Origin of the sequence: Mycobacterium seoulense, from assembly GCF_010731595.1 — a bacterium.
Classification (GTDB): Bacteria; Actinomycetota; Actinomycetes; order Mycobacteriales; family Mycobacteriaceae; genus Mycobacterium; species Mycobacterium seoulense.
This window is the reverse complement of sequence record NZ_AP022582.1, coordinates 3,669,722-3,688,905: the sequence shown is the minus strand read 5'-3', so window position 1 is coordinate 3,688,905 and position 19,184 is coordinate 3,669,722. Positions and strand designations below refer to the sequence as shown.

Here is a 19,184-nt window from a genome sequence, read left to right as displayed (position 1 = left end):
CTACCTAAGCAAGCACTTGCTTGGTACGCTAGCACAGTGACTCGCGCCGAAGCACCCGACGCCATCGACTTGGGGCTCGCCGGACGGGTCGTTCTCGTCACCGGCGGGGTCCGCGGTGTCGGCGCGGGCATCAGCTCCGTCTTCGCCGGGCAGGGCGCGACCGTCGTCACCTGCGCGCGGCGGGCCGTCGAGGGTCTGCCCTATGAATTCCATTCCTGCGACGTCCGCGACGACGACGCCGTCAAGGCGCTGATCGAGTCGATCGTCGACAAGCACGGCCGGCTCGACGTGGTGGTCAACAACGCCGGCGGTTCGCCGTACGTGCTGACCGCGGAGTCCAGCGCAAAGTTCAACCGAAAGATCATCGAGCTCAACCTGATTGGAGCGCTGTCGGTTTCGCAACACGCGAACGCTCATATGCAAGTCGAGGAGCGCGGCGGGTCGATCATCAACATCTGCAGTCTGAGTGGCCGCCGGCCGTCGCCCGGCACCGGTGCGTACGGGGCGGCCAAGGCGGGCCTGGAAAGCCTGACGCAAACACTGGCGGTGGAGTGGGGGCCGAAGGTTCGGGTGAACGCCTGCGTGGTCGGCATGGTGGAGACCGAGCAGTCCGAACTGTTCTATGGTGACGCCGAGTCCATCGCCGCGATCTCGAAGAACGTGCCCCTGGGCCGGTTGGCCAAGCCCGAGGACATCGGTTGGGCGGCAGCGTTTCTGGCGTCGGATGCGGCGTCCTACATCAGCGGCGCCTCGTTGGAGGTGCACGGGGGCGGGGAGCCGCCGCACTACCTGGCCACCACGAACGCCGGCGCGATCAAGTAGAGGAGACACGAACAATGGGAGTGGTTGACGGCCGCGTCGTCATCGTCACGGGAGCGGGCGGCGGTATCGGTCGCGCGCACGCGCTGGCCTTCGCGGCCGAGGGGGCGCGCGTGGTGGTCAACGACATCGGCGTGGGCCTGGACGGCTCACCGGCCGGCGGCGGCAGCGCCGCCCAGGGCGTGGTCGACGAAATCACCTCGGCCGGTGGCGAAGCCGTCGCCAACGGATCCAACGTCGCCGACTGGACCGAAGCAGCCGGCCTGATCCAGACGGCCATCGACACCTTCGGCGGCCTGGATGTTCTGGTGAACAACGCGGGCATCGTGCGCGACAGGATGATGGCCAACACCAGCGAAGAGGAGTTCGACGCCGTCATCGCCGTACATCTCAAGGGCCACTTCGCCACGATGCGGCACGCCGCGGCCTACTGGCGCGGGCTGTCCAAAGAGGGCAGGACCGTCGACGCGCGGATCATCAACACCAGCTCGGGCGCCGGCCTGCAGGGCAGCGTCGGACAGGGCAACTACAGCGCCGCCAAGGCCGGCATCGCGGCGATGACGCTGGTCGGCGCGGCCGAAATGGGTCGGTACGGCGTCACCGTCAACGCCATCGCACCGTCGGCCCGCACCCGCATGACGGAAACGGTCTTCGCGGAGATGATGGCAACGCAGGACCAGGATTTCGACGCCATGGCGCCGGAGAACATCTCGCCGCTGGTGGTGTGGCTAGGCAGCGCCGAATCCCGTGACGTCACCGGGAAGGTGTTCGAGGTCGAGGGCGGCAAGATCCGCGTCGCGGAGGGCTGGGCGCACGGGCCGCAGATCGACAAGGGCGCGAGGTGGGACCCCGCGGAGCTTGGGCCCGTGGTTGCCGACCTGCTCGCCAAGGCGCGCCCGCCGGTCCCCGTGTACGGGGCCTAATTGATCTATCGGGCAACCGGGTCCGGACCGTTCCAGGGGAGCGACGATGATCCCCAGTGTGTGAGCTGGGTCGCTTGCTCGTTCGCGTGCAGATGACGCGGCGGTGTGGCGAACGTCGCGTAGGGACGGCAGCGGATCACCACTCTGTCTTCGCGCTCGGCCATTTGCCTTATGAAGGGCCGCGCTTCCACGCCTGCTTGCTGCCCGGACATGCGCCAGCCGACGGCCATCATGACGTCGACAATGAGGTCGGGGTCTCGTTCGACGACGGCGTCGGCATATACCTGCAAGAAGGAGAACGGCCAGCGCTCGTCTAGCACACAAATGCTCACTTTCGGGTCCCGCGCCACCGCGTTCGCCTTCGCGCGTCCGGCCATAGTGGACACGAGCAGCTCGTCTTCATCGGTCGGGACGTAGTACACGATCGACATTGCCGGGCCGTCATTGCGGCGGCGGTAACCGAGAACACACGTTCGGTGCGTGCGGACGAATTCTCGACGCTCGGACGGGAGCATGTCGCGTTCGGCCGGGGCAGTGAAAGGCTCGGCGGCCAGCGGCAAGAGTCTCATTGATCCCCTTTCAATTCCGTTTGCCCGGTTAGTAATACCGAATCGGCGGGCGTGGTGGTGGTGCGCAACACCACGGCGATGGCTACCGAGCGGCGTTGGGCCGTAGGGGCTTCAGCGACCCGGAACCGGCCGTCTCGAGTGTCAAGGAAACCGACGCGACGACGAATGTGACGTGCACGGCATTGCGGGCGAACTTCATGCGGGAACCAGCTTGAGCGGCAGGGCCTCGTGACGGCGAATGATGTTGTTGATCGCCCACGTCGGTGTACCCCCGACCTCGATGCGGTCGACGCGGTCGATCAGCGCGCGCAGCATGGCTGTCGTTTCCAAGCGCGCCAAACCCTGGCCGGCGCAGGCGTGCGCACCTTGCCCGAATCCGATCTGACGGCTGGCGTCGCGGCGGATGTCGAAGACGTCGGGCTCCGCCCACTCCTGTTCGTCTCGGTTGGCCGAGGCGTACAGCACCAGGACGCGGGCGCCTGATGGCATTGTCACGTTGGAGATTTCGGCCTGCTGGCCCACGCAACGCGCAAATGCACGCAGTGGTGGCTCGTAACGGACGACCTCATTGATGGCGTTGGTCATCAGCGCCGGCTCCTCCTTCAGGAGCTGCCATTGCTCGGGATGGCTGGCGAACAGGTACAAGGCGCTGGAGATGGCGCCCATCGTGGTGTCTATCGACGGGGCGAGGTAGTCGACCATCAGCGGCGGGCACTCGCGGTGAGACAGCTTGCCTTCGTCGGCGCCCCTCAGGAGCTCGTGTGCCATGCTGCCGTCGAGAACGGCGCGCTGGCGAACGACGCGGCTAGCGAAGCGCAGCATCTTCAACGCTTGAGGCGTTGATCTGACCGCTTGCCAGTTCAGCGGACCGAGGACGTCGAAAGTGGCACCGCCCCATTCGACCAGGTGGCCGCGATGATTCCTGGGCCACCCGATGAGGTCGGGCACCACCGCCAGTGGCAGGGCGGCGGCGAGGTCGGTCACGCCGTCGACCTCGCCCTTGTTGAGTGCCGCATCGACAACGGCGGCGGCGGTAGCGTCCACGCTGTCGCTGATCGCGCGCAACGCGCGCGGTAACAGCCGATGCGCGACCAGCTTGCGCCGCCGATCGTGCTCGTCGCCATCGCTGTTCAGTGTCGTGCCTCGGGACAGGCGGTTGGCGATCGGATTCAGCGACACACCCCTGCCCGACAGGAACGTCTTGTCATCGCGCAACACTGCCTTGCACTCGGCGTACCGGGGGAGCGCGTACGCCTTCTGTTTGGACAACCAGACCACCGGCCCCAGGTCCCGCAGGCGTTGGTAATGCGGGTATGGATCGAGGATCGCGTCGGTGGAGTAGATGTCTGGCTTGTATACCGGGACACCGGCCGGTCTGCGACGCATCGGCTCTCCTCACAGGGCGCTGCCGGTGGGCACGGCGACGCCGCGATTACTGACGAAATCGTCACACACGACGAGATGATCAGTCAAGAAGGTACTCGATGCGCTCATGGTGTCGAGGAATCAATTCGGGCAGCCGCCATCGCAACTGTGGTCAGCGAATGACTCCTCGGGTAGCAGAGATGGGCGGCTCCTACACCGACCCCGACAATCGTCTTAGGTATGCCGACTGCTCAACGACGCGGTTCGCACACCACGAGCGGGATGACCCGGTCGGTGGCCTCGGGGTACTTGCGGTATGGCGGATACATCGGCATCAACGGTGGCCAATAACGTTCGCGCCAGCGTATGTCGCGTCTCGCGTTACCAAGTCCAGGCGCTCGGCGCGGATCCGCACCCGCACACCGGGTTCTCCTTCGCGTTTCGATACCACGACGGGTCTTCGTCACGCCCACCGAATGAGGCAGGGAGAATCACCTCTTCACCGTCGCGGTGGTGCCTGGGGGAGTGAAAACGTCAGGGGTCGCAGATCACGATCGGGATCGTCCGATCGGTCCACGACTGGTAGTCCTCGAACGAGGGATACATGGCATTCAGCTTCGGCCAGTACTCCGCGCGCTCTTCGGCTGTGGCGTCGCGCGCCTGCAGCTGCAGCACCTCGTCCTTGATCTGCACGGAGACTTTGGGATTGGCTTTGAGGTTGAGATACCACAACGGGTGCTTGTCGCTGCCACCCTTCGACGCGACCAGGATGACCCGGTTTCCCTCGCGCAGGTACAGCAGCGGGCTCACCCGCGGTTCACCGGTCTTGCGGCCCGTCGTGGTGAGCAGCGCGACCGGGGCCTTCTGGAAAGTCCCGCCGAATCTTCCGTTACTGCGTCGGTAGATCCACGTGTTGCCCTTGGCCATCCACTTGATGATGAAGTCGACCCAAGGTGCGTTCAGGGAGCGTGGCTTCGGTTTCGGCATGGTGTTCCTCTGTGCTCGATGTGGCCGGCTCCTCCCCACCCCGCTTTGCGGGCTGCGTCGTTACCGGCGCTGCTGGATAAACGGTTGGAAGCGAACCTTGATGTGGTGGATTTCGGCCTTCCCGCTCGGAGTTTCGGCGGGGATCGCGAACGTCTCGCTGACCCGTGCGGCCAGCCGCCGGCCGCCGAACGCCGCCTTGGTGAGCACGGTGTACGCCGCGTGCACCTGATCGCCGTCGATCCGGTAGTCCGGCGGTGTGGTGTCCGCGAGTAATCGGTACTGGGCACCGCGATTAAGGCTACGGCGCAGGTGGTTTCCGGAAAACCCGTTCTTGATCCCTTGCTCGACGCGGGTGCACCGGGCGGCGAACGGCACGGAGTCGCCGTCATGGCTGACGAGCGCGTCGATGTATGACTGCGCCGCGGCGATGCGGCTCTCTTCAGGGACGATCAAGACGGGCTAGATGCGCTCGATGATGGTGCCGGTGGACAGGGCGCCGCCCGCGCACATGGTGATCAGCGCGGTGGACTGATCCGTGCGCTCCAGCTCGTGCAGCGCGGTGGTGATCAGCCTGCTACCGGTGCTGCCCACCGGGTGGCCGAGCGCGATCGCGCCGCCGTTCACATTGACCTTGGCCATGTCGGGCTCGTGGACCCGCGCCCAGGACAGCACCACCGACGCGAAGGCCTCGTTGATCTCGGTGATGTCGATGTCGCCCATCTTCATCCCGGCCTTCTCCAGCACCTTCGCCGTCGACTGCACCGGACCGTCCAGGTGGTAGTAGGGCTCGGCGCCGATGAGCGCCTGGCTGACGATCCGGGCCCGCGGCCGCAGCCCGAGCGCCTTGGCCTTGTCCTCGTCCATCCACAACACGGCCGCGGCGCCGTCGGAGATCTGCGACGACGTTCCCGCCGTGTGGATTCCGCCCTCGATGACCGGCTTGAGCGAGGAGAGGCCGGACAGGGTGGTCTCACGCAGGCCCTGGTCGCGGGAGATGGTGACCCGCTCGGACGTCGGCTGCTTGTTCTCGTCGAGGGCCGGCGCCTCGATCGGGGAGATCTCGCGATCGAACCGGCCTTCCTCCCACGCCTGCTTGGCCTTCGCCTGCGACTCGTAACCGAACTGGTCGATGTCGTCCCGGGTGATGCCGCGCCGCTTGGCGATCCGCTCGGCCGCGGTGAACTGGTCGGGCAGGTCGATGTCCCACGACGCGGGCCGCAGGATGCCGCGGTCGGGGCCGGCGTTCGCGCCGAGTCCGACGCGGCTCATGGCCTCGATTCCGCAGGCGATGCCGATGTCGATCGCACCGGCCGCGATCAGGCCGGCGACCAGGCCGTTGGCCTGCTGGCTGCTGCCGCACTGGCAGTCCACGGTGGTGGCGCCGACGTGCTCCGGCAACCCGGCGACGAGCCAGCTAACCCGGGTGATGTTGTTGGACTGCTCGCCGAACTGCGTCACGCAGCCGCCGATGACCTGCTCGACGTCGCCGGCGTCGATGCCGGCCTTCTCGACAAGTGCCCTCTGCACCGCACCGAGAAGCTCGGTGGCGTGCAGCCCTGACAGCCATCCGTTCCGCTTGCCGATCGGGCTGCGGGTGGCTTCGACGATTACCGGGTTACCCATTCCGTCAGGCTAGAACACGTTTCATTACTCTGACAAGCGAGGATGATGACCTGCCTTTTATCTGCCTAGGAGCCGTGTTTTACTGGCACTAGAACACGTTGCAATTGAGGAGCGCACACATCATGGCACCCCCCAACATTCCCGCCGACTTCGACTTCCTGGACCCCGACGTCAACCTCGCCGGGTTGCCCGTCGAGGAGCTCGCCTGGCTGCGCAAGGCGGAGCCGATCCACTGGGTCGACATCCCCAACGGCGCCGGCGGCTTCGAGGACCACGGCTATTGGATCGTCACCAAGCACGCCGACGTCAAGGAGGTGTCGAAACGCAGCGACATCTTCTCGAGCTGGATGAACGGCGCCATCCCGACGTGGCCGCCGGAGATGAAGCGCGAGCAGGTGGAACTGCAGCGCAGCGTCATGCTCAACATGGACGCGCCGCACCACACCCGGCTGCGCAAGATCATCTCCCGCGGGTTCACGCCGCGGGCGATCGGACGGCTGGAAGCCGAACTGGCCCAGCGGGCCCAGAACATCGCCAAGACCGCGGCGGCCGAGGGCAGCGGCGACTTCGTCGAGCAGGTCTCGTGCGAGCTCCCGCTGCAAGCCATCGCGGGCCTGCTCGGCGTTCCCCAGGAGGACCGCGACAAGCTGTTCCGCTGGTCCAACGAGATGACCGGCGGGACGGACCCGGAGTATGCCCACGTCGATCCCGCGCAGTCGTCGATGGAGCTGATCACCTACGCGATGGCCATGGCCGAGGAGCGGGGCAAGAACCCGACCGACGACATCGTCACCACGCTCATCCAGGCCGACATCGAGGGCGAGAAGCTCTCCGACGACGAGTTCGGTTTCTTCGTGGTCATGCTCGCCGTGGCCGGCAACGAGACCACGCGCAACTCGATCACCCACGGCATGATCGCGATGGCCAACAACCCCGATCAGTGGGAGCTGTTCAAGAAGGAGCGTCCGTCGACCACCGCCGACGAGATCATCCGGTGGGCCACCCCGGTATCGGCCTTCCAGCGCACGGCCAACGAGGACACCGAGTTGGCCGGCGTCCAGATCAAGAAGGGCCAGCGGGTGGTGATGTCCTACCGGTCGGCCAATTTCGACGAAGAGGTCTTCGAGGACCCGCACACCTTCAACATCCTGCGCGACCCGAATCCCCATGTCGGCTTCGGCGGCACCGGCGCCCACTACTGCATCGGCGCGAACCTGGCCCGCATGACCATCAACCTGATCTTCAACGCGGTCGCCGATCACATGCCGGACCTCAAGCCCATCGGTGAGCCGGAGCGGCTGCGGTCGGGCTGGCTCAACGGGATCAAGCACTGGCAGGTCGACTACACCGGCGCGACGCGGTGACGTCCTGATGGACTTCAATCTCACCGCGACACAACAAGCCGTCGCCGACGTGGTGACCTCCGTTCTGGATCGCGACCTCGGTTGGGACGCGCTGGTCAGCGGGGGCGTGGCGGCGCTGCCGGTGCCCGAACGCCTCGGCGGCGACGGTGTGGGCCTGCCCGAGGTGGCCACGGTGCTCACCGAGGTGGGTCGCCACGGCGCCATCACGCCCGCGCTGGCCACGCTCGGCTTCGGGGTGGCGCCGCTGCTCGATTTGGCCTCCGACGAACAGCAGGACCGGTTCCTGAGCGGCGTCCCCAAGGGTGGCGTCCTGACTGCCGCGCTCAACGAGCCCGGCACGGCGCTGCCTGACCGGCCGTCGACCACGTTCGCCAACGGGCGGCTGGCGGGCACCAAGGTCGGCGTCGGCTATGCCGGACAAGCCGATTGGATGATCGTCACCGCGGACAACGCGGTCGTCGTCGTATCGCCCAAGGCCGCCGGTGTGCAGCTCGTCCGGACCCCGACATCGAGTGGCGCCGACGAATACACGGTGACGTTCGCCGACGTCGCGGTCGGTGACTCTGACGTCCTGGCGAACGCGACGGCGTCTCGGGTGAACCAGCTGGTGCTGGCGGCGATCGGCGCCTACGCCGATGGGTTGGTCGCCGGGGCGCTGCGCCTCACCGCGGACTACGTGGCCAATCGCAAGCAGTTCGGCAAGCCGCTCTCGACGTTCCAGACGGTCGCGGCTCAGCTCGCCGAGGTGTACATCGCCTCGCGCACCATCGATTTGGCGGCGAAGTCGGTCGTGTGGCGGCTGTCCGAAGGACGGGATGCTGACGACGACCTCGACGTCCTGGGGTACTGGATCGCCTCACAGGCGCCGCCGGTGATGCAGCTCTGCCACCATCTGCACGGCGGCATGGGAATGGACATCACCTATCCGATGCACCGGTACTACTCCACGATCAAAGACCTGTCCCGGATACTGGGCGGGCCTTCTCATCGTCTCGACCTGGTGGGAGCGCAATGTTCATAGACCTGACTCCGGAGCAGCGCCAGCTGCAAGCGGAACTGCGGGAGTACTTTTCGAACCTCATCTCGTCCGACGAGATGAAGGCGATGGAGCAGGACCGCCACAACGAGGCCTACCGCGCGGTGATCCGGCGGATGGGCAAGGACGGCAAGCTCGGGGTCGGGTGGCCAAAGGAGTTCGGCGGCTTGGGCTTCGGCCCGATCGAGCAGTCGATCTTCGTCAACGAGGCGCATCGGGCCGACGTGCCGCTGCCCGCCGTGACGCTGCAGACGGTCGGTCCGGTTCTGCAGCAGTTCGGCAGCGACGCGCAGAAGAAGAAGTTCCTGCCGGCGATCTTGGCCGGCGAGGTCCACTTCGCGATCGGCTACACCGAGCCCGAAGCGGGCACCGACCTGGCTTCGCTGCGCACCACCGCCGTGCGTCAGGGCGACGAGTACATCGTCAACGGGCAGAAGATCTTCACCACCGGCGCCCATGACGCGGATTACATCTGGCTCGCCTGCCGCACCGACCCGGAAGCCGTGAAACACAAAGGCATTTCGATCCTGATCGTCGACACGAAGGATCCCGGCTACTCCTGGACGCCGATCATCCTGTCCGACGGCGCCCATCACACCAACGCCACCTACTACAACGACGTGCGGGTGCCCGCCGACATGCTGGTCGGCGAGGAGAACGGCGGATGGCGGCTGATCACCACGCAGCTCAACAACGAGCGGGTCATGCTGGGCCCGGCGGGCCGCATCGCCGGGATCTACGACCGGGTGCACGCGTGGGCGTCGAAGCCGGGCGGTGACGGGGTCACGCCGATCGACCACGACGACGTCAGGCGGGCGCTCGGTGAGATCCGCGCGATGTGGCGGATCAACGAACTGCTGAACTGGCAGGTGGCCGCCGCTGGGGAAGACATCAATGTGGCCGATGCCGCGTCGACGAAAGTGTTTGGTACGGAGCGCATCCAGTACATCGGCCGCCTCGCCGAGGAAATCGTCGGCAAGTACGGCAATCCCGCCGAGGCGGACACCGCCGAGCTGCTGAACTGGCTGGACTCGCAAACCAAGCGGAACCTGGTGATCACCTTCGGTGGCGGTGTGAACGAAGTCATGCGGGAGATGATCGCGGCCGCCGGCCTCAAAGTTCCGAGGGTTCCCCGGTGACCGACATCCACGAGGCCGTCGCCGAGATCAAGGCGGCCGGCGGGCCGAAGCCGCGCGCCGGCCGCGATCCGGTGAACCAGCCGATGATCAACAACTGGGTGGAGGCCATCGGCGACAGGAATCCCATCTACGTCGACGAGGCCGCGGCCCGCGCGGTCGGACACCCGGGAATTGTGGCCCCGCCGGCCATGATTCAGGTGTGGACCATGTTCGGCCTGAGCGGGGAACGTCCCAAGGACGATCCGATGGGCCCGATCATGCAGCTGTTCGACGACGCCGGCTACATCGGTGTGGTCGCGACCAACTGCGAACAGACCTATCACCGCTACCTGCAGCCCGGCGAGCACGTCAGCATCACCTCGGAGATGGGCGACGTCATCGGGCCCAAGCAGACCGCGCTGGGCGAGGGCTGGTTCATCAACCAGCACATCATCTGGCGGGTGGGCGACGAGGACGTCGCCGAGATGAATTGGCGCATCCTCAAGTTCAAGCCGCGTGAGGCCGCGCCGTCGTCGGTGCCCGCGGACCTCGATCCCGACGCCATGATGCGTCCCTCGTCGTCACGCGACACGGCGTTCTTCTGGGAAGGCGTCAAGGCACACGAGTTGAGGATTCAGCGGCGGCCCGACGGCAGCCTGCAACACCCGCCGGTGCCGGCGGTGTGGCAGGACAAGGCCGCCCCGATCGACTACGTGGTGGCCGGCGGGAACGGCACCGTCTTCAGTTTCGTTGTGCACCATGCGCCGAAGGTGCCGGGTCGCACGCTGCCATTCGTGATCGCGTTGGTGGAGCTCGACGAGGGCGTGCGGATGCTGGGCGAGCTGCGCGGGGTGGACCCCGCCAACGTGAGGATTGGAATGCCGGTGCGCGCAACCTATATCGACTTCCCCGCCGGTGACAACGGCCCGGAGTGGACGCTGTATGCGTGGGAGCCCGACGCATGAGCGCGCCGGCGATCGAAGTGGGCACCGTACTGCCCGAGCTCAAGCTGCACGGCGACCCGACCTTCATCATCTCGACGGCCCTGGCCACGCGGGACTTTCAGGACGTGCATCACGACCGGGATCTGGCGCAGGCCAAGGGGTCGAAGGACATCTTCGTCAACATCCTCACCGACACCGGGCTGGTGCAGCGCTACGTCACCGACTGGGCGGGCCCGTCGGCGCTGATCAAGTCCATCGGGCTGCGGCTCGGCGTGCCGTGGTACGCCTACGACACGGTGACCTTCTCCGGTGAGGTGACCGCCGCGGAGGATGGCCTGATCACGGTGAAGGTGTTCGGCCGCAACACCCTTGGCGACCACGTCATCGCGACCGTGACACTGACGATGGGGGACTCCTGATGCTGTCGGGTAAAGCCGCGATCGTCGGCATCGGCGCCACCGACTTCTCGAAGGACTCCGGTCGAAGCGAGCTGCGGTTGGCCGCCGAGGCGGTGCTGGACGCGTTGGACGACGCCGGATTGACTCCGGCGGATGTCGACGGGCTGACCACCTTCACGATGGACACCAACAACGAGACCGCGGTGGCGCGTGCGGTCGGCATCGGTGACCTGAAGTTCTTCTCGCAGATCGGTTACGGCGGCGGCGCCGCGTGCGCGACCGTCCAGCAGGCCGCGCTCGCCGTCGCCACAGGGGTGGCCGACGTCGTGGTGGCGTACCGGGCGTTCAACGAACGATCGGGCATGCGGTTCGGCCAGGTGCAGACCCGGCTGGCGGGAGACGCTCGCGCACAGGCCGATTCGACCGCGGCCGACAATTCCTTCTCCTACCCGCACGGGCTCTCGACGCCGGCCGCGCAGGTCGCCATGATCGCCCAGCGCTACATGCACCTGTCCGGTGCGACCAGCCGCGACTTCGGCGTCATCTCGGTGGCCGACCGCAAGCACGCCGCGAAGAATCCCAAGGCGTACTTCTACGAGAAGCCGATAACCATTGAGGATCATCAGAATTCGCGGTGGATCGCCGAGCCGCTGCGACTCCTGGACTGCTGCCAGGAAACCGACGGCGCGGTCGCGATCGTGGTGACTTCGGTGGAGCGCGCGCGGGACCTCAAGCAGCGGCCGGCCGTCATCGAAGCGGCGTCGCAGGGCTCTAGCCCCGACCAGTACACGATGGTCAGCTACTACCGGCCGGAACTGGGCCTGCCGGAGATGGGCGTGGTGGGGCAGCAGCTGTGGCAGCAGTCCGGGTTGAAGCCCGCCGACATCCAGACCGCCATCTTGTACGACCATTTCACCCCCTTCACGCTGATTCAGTTGGAGGAGTTGGGATTCTGCGGCAAGGGTGAGGCCAAGGACTTCATCGCCGACGGTGCGATCGAAATCGGGGGGCGGCTTCCCATCAACACGCATGGCGGTCAACTCGGTGAGGCCTACATTCATGGCATGAACGGCATCGCCGAGGGTGTGCGGCAATTGCGCGGAACTTCGGTGAACCCGGTACCCGACGTCGAACACGTCCTGGTCACCGCGGGAACCGGCGTCCCCACCTCGGGCCTGATCCTCGGCTAGCGCTGGGTGCTTTTCTGCCGAGCGCCCGCGCCGAGTCGTCGGCGAGCGTGAAGTTAGCTTCACGATCGCGGTCCAGCGTGGAACTAACTTCACACTCGGCGAGTGAAGTGACGCTGCGAGTGGCTCGTGCGACGCTGCCGTCGTGGGTGACCCGTTCCTTGGCAGTGAGGCCGTCGCTCGAGGCGTATTGACCCGAAGTCAGCTAAGCACCGGATACGTCCGGCTCTTCCGCGATGTGTACGTCGGCCGGGATTCGGAAGTCACTGCCGAACTGCGGGCGAGGGCCGCGTGGTTGTGGACCGGGCGTCAGGGCGTGGTCGCGGGCTTCTCCGCGGCGGCGCTGCATGGGAGCAAGTGGGTAGATGGCATGACGGCCGTGGATCTCATACACGACAACCGCCACCCCCAAGCGGGAATCAGAGCTCATGGAGACCGCATCGGGGACGAAGAAATCGTTGCTCTAGGAGGGATTCCGGTTACCTCACCGGCCCGGACAGCCCTGGACCTCGGCTGCTGGTATCCGACGATGACTGCCGTGGCGGGTATTGACGCGTTGGCCCGCGCAACGCAGATCAAGGCTGCGGATGTCGAACTGCTTGCGGAACGGTACTCGGGCCGCCGGGGCATCGTGCAGGCAAGGGAAGCGATAGCACTCTTCGACGCCGGGGCGCAGTCGCCGAAGGAGTCGTGGCTTCGCGTCGTCCTCATCCAGGCGGGATTACCTAGGCCGCAAACCCAGATTCAGGTGCTCGACGAGTTCGGCAGCGTGTTCGCGTATTTGGATATGGGGTGGGAAGAGGTCAAAGTCGCCGTGGAGTACGACGGTGAGCAGCACCGCAGCGATCGCTTTCAATACACCTGGGACATCAGGCGGCTGGAAAAGATCGAGCGCCTCGGGTGGATCGTGATCCGGGTTGTGGCCGGCGACCGGCCAGCCGATATTGTCCGCCGAGTCCGCGCGGCTCGTGCCGGTCGAGCGCAAAACTAGTCTCACGTTGGACGCCGAACGTGAAATTGCCTTCACGCTCGGGGTGAGAAGACGCTCGGCGCACGAAGCTTCAGGCCGGGATAAGCTCGACGCCGCTCAGCACCACCGCGTTGTCACGCGAAGGCGCGACAACGCTGGCCAGTAGCCGCCCGTCTTCCTTCCAGATGCCGACGTTGAGTGTCTCGCCGGGGAACGCGACACCGGCAAAACGTGCACCGTAGGCCGCCACCGCGCCGGCGTCGCCGTCCAGCATCGTGTCCACGATGGCCTTGCATGTCATGCCGTACGTGCACAGGCCGTGCAGGATGGGCTGCGAAAAGCCTGCGGCCGCAGCGAATTCCGGGTCGGAGTGCAGCGGGTTGCGATCCCCGCAGAGCCGGTACAGCAGCGCCTGCTGCGGCAGGATCGGCACCGCGACCTCCACATCGGGCGCCCGGCCCGGCGCGGCGTCCGAGGTCGACGGTCCACGCTCGCCGCCGAAACCGCCTTCGCCACGGGCGAAGATGGACCGCCGCTGTGTCCAGAGCAGCGTGCCGTCGGGTGCGCTGACCGTCGTCTCGCTCCAGATGACCGCGGCCTTGCCCTTGTCCCAGATGTCGGTGAACCGGGTGACGGCGCGAGCGGATCCCGAGGGCGGCAGCGGCCCGGGCACCTCCACCCGCTCGCTGGCGTGCAGCACCCTGCCCAGCTCGATGTCGATGCCGGGGAATTGCACGGTCGGTGGCTTGGTCATGTGGAAGGAGGCCGCGACGTTGCCGAACGTCGGCAGGACCTGTGGTGTGTCGTCGACGAGGTAGCGCAGTTCGCGCGGGTCCATCGGGTCATTGCCGGCGCCCAGCGCCAAGTGGTAGAGCTGCACATCGCTGCTCGTCCAAGCGAATTCGATGGGGTCCAGCTCGGCGGCCAGCGCGACGTCTACGTCAATGGGCATGTCAGCGCTCCCCCGCGATGTGTAGCGCGGCCAAGTAGCCGAAGGTCATGGCCGGGCCGATGGTGCCGCCCGGACCCGGATAGGTGTGGCCCATCACCGGCGCGCTGACATTGCCCGCGGCGTAGAGGCCTTCGATGATGGAGCCGTCGTCCCGCAGGGCACGGCCGTGCACGTCGGTGCGGATGCCGCCCTTGGTGCCCAGGTCACCCGGCACCATCTTGGCGGCGTAGTACGGCGCGTGCGTGAGCTCGCCGAGGTTGGGGTTCGGCTTGTTGGTCGGGTCGCCGTAGTAGCGGTCGTAGGCGCTCTCGCCGCGGTGGTAGTCCTCGTCGACGCCCGACCTGGCAAAGCCGTTGAACCGCGCCACCGTCGCGGTGAACTCGGCAACCGGAAGGCCGGCCTTCTGGGCGAGCTCCTCGAGTGTGTCGGCCTGGATGATGACCCCGGATTCCAGCCATTTGCGGGGAATGCGTTGTCCTGGCTGCAATCCCGCGAAGATGTAGCGATCCCGGTATTGCTGGTCGAACACCAGCCACGCCGGGATGTTCTCGCCCGGCCCCGGCCCCTGGCCGAATTCCCCGCCGTACATGTGGTGACAGGCCTCGACGTAGGGCATCGACTCGTTCATGAATCGCTTGCCCGACATGTTGACGATGATCGATCCCGGCGAATTGCGTTCCGACAACGCGAACCACGGTGCACCCACCAGGGGCACGGTCGGGCCCCACCAGGCGTCTTCCATCAGTTCCAGTGCGGCGCCCAGCTTTTCGGCGGCGACGATGCCGTCGCCGGTGTTGGCCTTGGCGCCCACGGTCCACTCCGTGGTGATCGGCGCCCGCTGATATTTCACCCGCATCTGCTCGTTGTGCTCGAACCCGCCGGAGGCGAGGATCACCCCGCGCCGGGCCAGGATGAGCCGCGGCTCGGAAGACTCCGACGCGCCGGTGTCGCGCACGTAGACGCCGCGCACCACGCCGTCCTCGACGTACAGGTCGGTCAGCGCGGTGTTGAGCAAGACCGGAACACCGGCTTGCTGCAGGCCGATCCGCAGCGGACCGATCAACGCCCGGCCCATCCCGACGAGGTTCTTACCGGTCGCCTTCGCCCACATGGTGCGGGCGCCGACCTTCAGGCTGCGCAGCACGCCCCGCGGGTGCCGCTTCAGCTGGTTGAGCCGCACGTAGTCCTGCTGCATCACAACGACGTTGAGCGGCACCTTGCCGTACGCCGGCTCCAGGCCGGGCATGTCGGCACCCAGCTTGCGGGCGTCGAACGGCTTCGGCTCGATCGAGCGGCCCTCCGCCCGGCCGCCCGGCGCCTCGGGGTAGTAGTCGGAGTAACGCGGAACCCAGCACATCTTCAGCGGGGTGTGCTTCAGCACGAACGACAACATCTCGGGCCCGCGGTCCAGGTAGGTGTCGATGCGTTCCGGCTCGACGATGTCGCCGACGATGCCGTGCAGGTAGGTCCGGGCCGCCTCGGGATTGTCCCGGACGCCGTCACGCTTGAGGATCTCGTTGTTGGGGATCCAGACACCGCCACCCGACCGCGCGGTCGAGCCGCCAAAATGGGCAGCCTTCTCGATCATTATGGTGGAAAGGCCCCGGTGAGCGGCGGTAAGGGCAGCTACCATGCCGGCTCCGCCGCTCCCGACCACGACGACGTCGAGCTCCTGTGCTGTCATGTAGAACACGTTATAGAATTGCCCGGGCCGGGCGCTACTGGGCCGGTCACACGAACGAGGAGACTTCCGCAGATGCTCAGTGTTGCGACGCGAGACGAGCTGGCTGCCGAACTGGCGCAGGCGGAGCGGAGCCGCGAGCCGATCGCTCCGCTGACCGCGGTGCACCCGGACATCGATGTCGTCGACGCGTATGAGATCCAGCTGATCAATATCCGCCAGCGGGTCGCCGAGGGGGCCCGGGTGCTGGGCCACAAGGTGGGCCTGTCGTCGAAGGCGATCCAACAGATGATGGGGGTCGACGAGCCGGACTACGGGCATTTGCTCGACGAGATGCAATTGTTCGAAGACACCCCGGTCAAGGCGAGCCGCTATTTGTGGCCCAGGGTCGAGGTCGAGGTCGGTTTCATCCTCAACGCCGACCTGCCGGGAGCCGACTGCACCGAGGACGACGTGCTGGCGGCCACCGAGGCGCTGGTTCCCTCCATCGAGTTGATCGACACCCGGATCACCGACTGGAAGATCGAGTTGTGCGACACCATCGCCGACAACGCCTCGTCGGCGGGCTTCGTCCTGGGCAAGGCCCGCGTCGCGCCGCGCGACATCGACGTCAAGGGGATCGATGCGGTCCTCAGCTGCAACGGTGAGGTCGTCGCGAAGGGCCGCACCGACGCGGTGCTGGGCAACCCGGTCACCGCGGTGGCTTGGCTGGCCCGGAAGGTAGACGGCTTCGGCGTGCGGCTACGCAAGGGCGACGTGGTGCTTCCCGGATCGTGCACGCGGGCGATCGACGCGCATGCCGGCGACAAGTTTGTGGCCGACTTCACGGGCCTTGGTTCTGTCCATCTGTCGTTCGAATAGTCTCGAATTAAATCGTCGGACTTAAATATCGAGAGCTTCGCGAAGGAGCATCATGCCGGCTAAGGCGAGTGTGGCCATTGTCGGGTCGGGAAACATCAGTACTGACCTGCTGTACAAGTTGCTGCGGTCGGACTGGCTGGAGCCGCGCTGGATGGTGGGCATCGACCCGGAAAGCGAGGGCCTGGCCCGGGCTCGCAAGCTGGGTTTGGAGACCACGCACGAGGGGGTGGACTGGTTGCTGGCCCAGTCCGAGAAGCCCGACCTGGTGTTCGAGGCGACGAGTGCCTACGTGCACCGGGACGCGGCACCGAAGTACGAGGCCGCGGGTATCCGGGCGATCGATCTGACCCCGGCCGCGGTGGGGCCGGCGGTCATCCCGCCGGCGAACCTGCGCCAGCACCTGGACGCGCCGAACGTCAACATGATCACCTGCGGGGGGCAGGCGACCATCCCGATCGTGTATGCCGTGTCGCGGGTGGTTGAGGTGCCCTACGCCGAGATCGTCGCCTCGGTCGCGTCGGTCTCGGCCGGTCCGGGCACGCGGGCCAACATCGACGAGTTCACCAAGACCACGAGCCGGGGCGTGGAGACCATCGGGGGCGCCACGCGGGGCAAGGCGATCATCATCCTCAACCCGGCCGATCCGCCGATGATCATGCGCGACACCATTTTCTGCGCGATCCCCGAAGACGCCGACCGCGACGCGATCGCCCAGTCCATTCGCGACGTGGTGGCCGAGGTGCAGACCTACGTGCCGGGATACCGGCTGCTCAACGAGCCGCAGTTCGACGAGCCGTCGCTCAATTCGGGTGGCCAGGCGGTCGTCACCACGTTCGTCGAAGTCGAGGGCGCCGGCGATTACCTGCCCCCCTATGCGGGCAATCTGGACATCATGACCGCCGCGGCCACCAAGGTCGGCGAGGAGATCGCGAAGGAATCCCTATCCGCGACGGCGCCAGGAGCGCAAGCATGACTACCGACATCTTCTTCAATCCGATCTGGGACGTCCGGCTGACCGACACGTCGCTGCGCGACGGCTCGCACCACAAACGCCACCAATTCACCAAGGACGAGGTGGGCGCCATCGTGGCCGCCCTGGACGCCGCCGGTGTGCCGGTCATCGAGGTCACCCACGGCGACGGGCTGGGCGGGTCGAGCTTCAACTACGGGTTCTCCAAGACGCCGGAGCAGGAGCTGATCAAGCTGGCGGCCGAGACCGCCAAGGAGGCCAAGATCGCCTTCCTGATGCTGCCCGGGGTGGGCACCAAGGAGGACATCAAGGAGGCGCAGAACAACGGCGGGTCGATCTGCCGGATCGCCACCCACTGCACCGAGGCCGACGTGTCGATCCAGCACTTCGGCCTGGCGCGCGAGCTGGGCCTGGAAACCGTCGGGTTCTTGATGATGTCGCACACGATCCCGCCGGAGAAGCTGGCCGCGCAGGCCCGCATCATGGCCGACGCGGGCTGTCAGTGCGTCTACGTGGTCGATTCGGCGGGCGCCCTGGTCCTCGAGGGCGTGCGGGACCGGGTGGCCGCGCTGGTCGCCGAACTCGGTGACGACGCCCAGGTCGGCTTCCACGGCCACGAGAACCTCGGCCTGGGGGTCGCGAACTCGGTGGAGGCCGTGCGGGCCGGGGCCAAGCAGATCGACGGCTCGTGCCGCCGGTTCGGCGCCGGGGCGGGCAACGCTCCCGTCGAGGCCTTGATCGGGGTGTTCGACAAGATCGGCGTCAAGACCGGCATCGACTTCTTCGACATCGCCGACGCCGCAGAGGAGGTCGTCGCCCCGGCCATGCCCGCCGAATGCCTGCTGGACCGCAACGCCCTGATCATGGGCTACTCGGGGGTGTACTCCAGCTTCCTCAAGCACGCCATTCGCCAGTCCGAGCGCTACGGTGTGCCCGCGCACCAGCTGCTGCACCGGGCGGGTCAGCGCAAGCTCATCGGCGGCCAGGAAGACCAGCTCATCGACATCGCACTCGAAATCAAACGCGAGCAAGAGAGCGGCGCGGCCACCACCTAACCGCCCCTACGCGCGCACAGGCGACGCAAAGGTATCGCGAGTAACCTGGCGCGCATGACCGTGACATCCTGGACAGCTCGTCGCCGCAGACGGTACGGCGTGCTCGCTGGGGGTTTGCTGGCTGCCATCGCCGCGACCGTGATCGCGCTCCCGGCGGCCAACGCCGCACCGCAGTGTGACCAGACCGTGGGTAACTCCATCGACTCGTACCTGAAGCGACATCCCGACCTCCATGCGCAGCTGCAGGCCAGGGCGCAGGCGGAGGGCGGCAACGGCAACGTCATGGATTACCTGAATCGGCATCCGGACGTGCGGCAGCATCTGATCGACCTGTCGCAGCAGTGCGCACCCTAGTGAGCCGG

21 protein-coding genes are annotated in these 19,184 nt (G+C 66.6%); 13 read left to right on the top strand and 8 right to left on the bottom strand.

Features of this window, described 5'->3' with window-relative positions:
• The first annotated feature begins 36 nt into the window (after positions 1-36).
• Together G6N37_RS17090 and G6N37_RS17085 are read left to right on the top strand one after the other, a co-directional pair.
• Positions 37-822 carry an SDR family oxidoreductase gene (locus G6N37_RS17090; protein WP_163682170.1) on the top strand — a complete coding sequence of 262 codons (786 nt, stop codon included), beginning with the start codon at positions 37-39 and terminating at the stop codon, positions 820-822.
• A gap of 14 nt (positions 823-836) precedes the next feature.
• Positions 837-1,742, top strand: coding sequence for an SDR family oxidoreductase (locus G6N37_RS17085; RefSeq protein WP_163682169.1), 906 nt, complete (start codon positions 837-839; stop codon positions 1,740-1,742).
• A 5-nt stretch (positions 1,743-1,747) separates the two neighbouring features.
• Here G6N37_RS17085 and G6N37_RS17080 read toward each other — a convergent pair whose 3' ends face one another.
• The 6 genes from G6N37_RS17080 to G6N37_RS17055 all read right to left on the bottom strand — a co-directional run bounded on the left by G6N37_RS17080 (position 1,748) and on the right by G6N37_RS17055 (position 6,286).
• Complete coding sequence (locus tag G6N37_RS17080; RefSeq protein WP_163682166.1) at positions 1,748-2,311, bottom strand: pyridoxamine 5'-phosphate oxidase family protein; 564 nt, start codon at positions 2,309-2,311, stop codon at positions 1,748-1,750.
• A 195-nt stretch (positions 2,312-2,506) separates the two neighbouring features.
• Entirely contained in the window at positions 2,507-3,697 is a 1,191-nt protein-coding gene (locus G6N37_RS17075; protein WP_163682164.1) for a cytochrome P450, read from the bottom strand.
• Positions 3,698-4,057: 360 nt separating this feature from the next.
• Positions 4,058-4,171 carry a nitroreductase family deazaflavin-dependent oxidoreductase gene (locus tag G6N37_RS26305; protein ID WP_232075056.1) on the bottom strand — a complete coding sequence of 38 codons (114 nt, stop codon included), beginning with the start codon at positions 4,169-4,171 and terminating at the stop codon, positions 4,058-4,060.
• 39 nt (positions 4,172-4,210) lie between these two features.
• Entirely contained in the window at positions 4,211-4,663 is a 453-nt protein-coding gene (locus tag G6N37_RS17065) for a nitroreductase family deazaflavin-dependent oxidoreductase (RefSeq protein ID WP_163682162.1), read from the bottom strand.
• A 60-nt stretch (positions 4,664-4,723) separates the two neighbouring features.
• On the bottom strand, positions 4,724-5,116 hold the full coding sequence (locus tag G6N37_RS17060; RefSeq protein ID WP_163682160.1) for a hypothetical protein: 393 nt from the start codon (positions 5,114-5,116) through the stop codon (positions 4,724-4,726).
• Between the two features lie 6 nt (positions 5,117-5,122).
• Complete coding sequence (locus G6N37_RS17055; RefSeq protein ID WP_163682158.1) at positions 5,123-6,286, bottom strand: steroid 3-ketoacyl-CoA thiolase; 1,164 nt, start codon at positions 6,284-6,286, stop codon at positions 5,123-5,125.
• Positions 6,287-6,408: 122 nt separating this feature from the next.
• Between G6N37_RS17055 and G6N37_RS17050 the strand changes: the two genes are divergently transcribed.
• From G6N37_RS17050 to G6N37_RS17020, 7 genes are all read left to right on the top strand, one after another.
• A complete protein-coding gene (locus G6N37_RS17050; RefSeq protein WP_163682156.1) occupies positions 6,409-7,650 on the top strand; it encodes a cytochrome P450 in 1,242 nt (413 codons plus the stop codon).
• Between the two features lie 7 nt (positions 7,651-7,657).
• Positions 7,658-8,671, top strand: coding sequence for an acyl-CoA dehydrogenase family protein (locus G6N37_RS17045; RefSeq protein WP_163682154.1), 1,014 nt, complete (start codon positions 7,658-7,660; stop codon positions 8,669-8,671).
• Complete coding sequence (fadE29, locus tag G6N37_RS17040; protein ID WP_163682152.1) at positions 8,662-9,825, top strand: acyl-CoA dehydrogenase FadE29; 1,164 nt, start codon at positions 8,662-8,664, stop codon at positions 9,823-9,825. The genes G6N37_RS17045 and fadE29 overlap by 10 nt, the downstream gene beginning before the upstream one ends.
• Complete coding sequence (locus tag G6N37_RS17035) at positions 9,822-10,769, top strand: bifunctional MaoC family dehydratase N-terminal/OB-fold nucleic acid binding domain-containing protein (protein ID WP_163682150.1); 948 nt, start codon at positions 9,822-9,824, stop codon at positions 10,767-10,769. Before fadE29 ends, G6N37_RS17035 begins: the two co-directional genes overlap by 4 nt.
• Positions 10,766-11,167: a MaoC family dehydratase gene (locus tag G6N37_RS17030; protein WP_163682148.1), complete on the top strand. Its 402-nt coding sequence runs from the start codon at positions 10,766-10,768 to the stop codon at positions 11,165-11,167. Before G6N37_RS17035 ends, G6N37_RS17030 begins: the two co-directional genes overlap by 4 nt.
• Positions 11,167-12,336, top strand: coding sequence for a lipid-transfer protein (locus tag G6N37_RS17025; protein ID WP_163682146.1), 1,170 nt, complete (start codon positions 11,167-11,169; stop codon positions 12,334-12,336). Before G6N37_RS17030 ends, G6N37_RS17025 begins: the two co-directional genes overlap by 1 nt.
• A 142-nt stretch (positions 12,337-12,478) precedes the next feature.
• Complete coding sequence (locus G6N37_RS17020; RefSeq protein ID WP_163682144.1) at positions 12,479-13,324, top strand: hypothetical protein; 846 nt, start codon at positions 12,479-12,481, stop codon at positions 13,322-13,324.
• A gap of 70 nt (positions 13,325-13,394) precedes the next feature.
• Here G6N37_RS17020 and G6N37_RS17015 read toward each other — a convergent pair whose 3' ends face one another.
• Both G6N37_RS17015 and kstD read right to left on the bottom strand, forming a co-directional pair.
• Positions 13,395-14,255: a MaoC/PaaZ C-terminal domain-containing protein gene (locus G6N37_RS17015; protein ID WP_163682142.1), complete on the bottom strand. Its 861-nt coding sequence runs from the start codon at positions 14,253-14,255 to the stop codon at positions 13,395-13,397.
• Position 14,256: 1 nt separating this feature from the next.
• A complete protein-coding gene (gene kstD / locus G6N37_RS17010; protein WP_163682140.1) occupies positions 14,257-15,939 on the bottom strand; it encodes a 3-oxosteroid 1-dehydrogenase in 1,683 nt (560 codons plus the stop codon).
• A 72-nt stretch (positions 15,940-16,011) separates the two neighbouring features.
• On the opposite strand from kstD, the gene G6N37_RS17005 reads away from it, so the two are divergent.
• Genes G6N37_RS17005 through G6N37_RS16990 form a run of 4 tightly spaced genes read left to right on the top strand, consistent with a single transcriptional unit; the run spans position 16,012 to position 19,176 of the window.
• Entirely contained in the window at positions 16,012-16,797 is a 786-nt protein-coding gene (locus tag G6N37_RS17005; protein ID WP_163682139.1) for a 2-keto-4-pentenoate hydratase, read from the top strand.
• Between the two features lie 52 nt (positions 16,798-16,849).
• Entirely contained in the window at positions 16,850-17,770 is a 921-nt protein-coding gene (locus G6N37_RS17000) for an acetaldehyde dehydrogenase (acetylating) (RefSeq protein WP_163682137.1), read from the top strand.
• Positions 17,767-18,822, top strand: a complete 1,056-nt coding sequence (gene dmpG, locus G6N37_RS16995; protein ID WP_163682134.1) for a 4-hydroxy-2-oxovalerate aldolase — start codon at positions 17,767-17,769, stop codon at positions 18,820-18,822. The genes G6N37_RS17000 and dmpG overlap by 4 nt, the downstream gene beginning before the upstream one ends.
• A 54-nt stretch (positions 18,823-18,876) precedes the next feature.
• Positions 18,877-19,176, top strand: a complete 300-nt coding sequence (locus G6N37_RS16990; RefSeq protein WP_163682132.1) for a hypothetical protein — start codon at positions 18,877-18,879, stop codon at positions 19,174-19,176.
• The last annotated feature ends 8 nt before the right edge of the window (positions 19,177-19,184 follow it).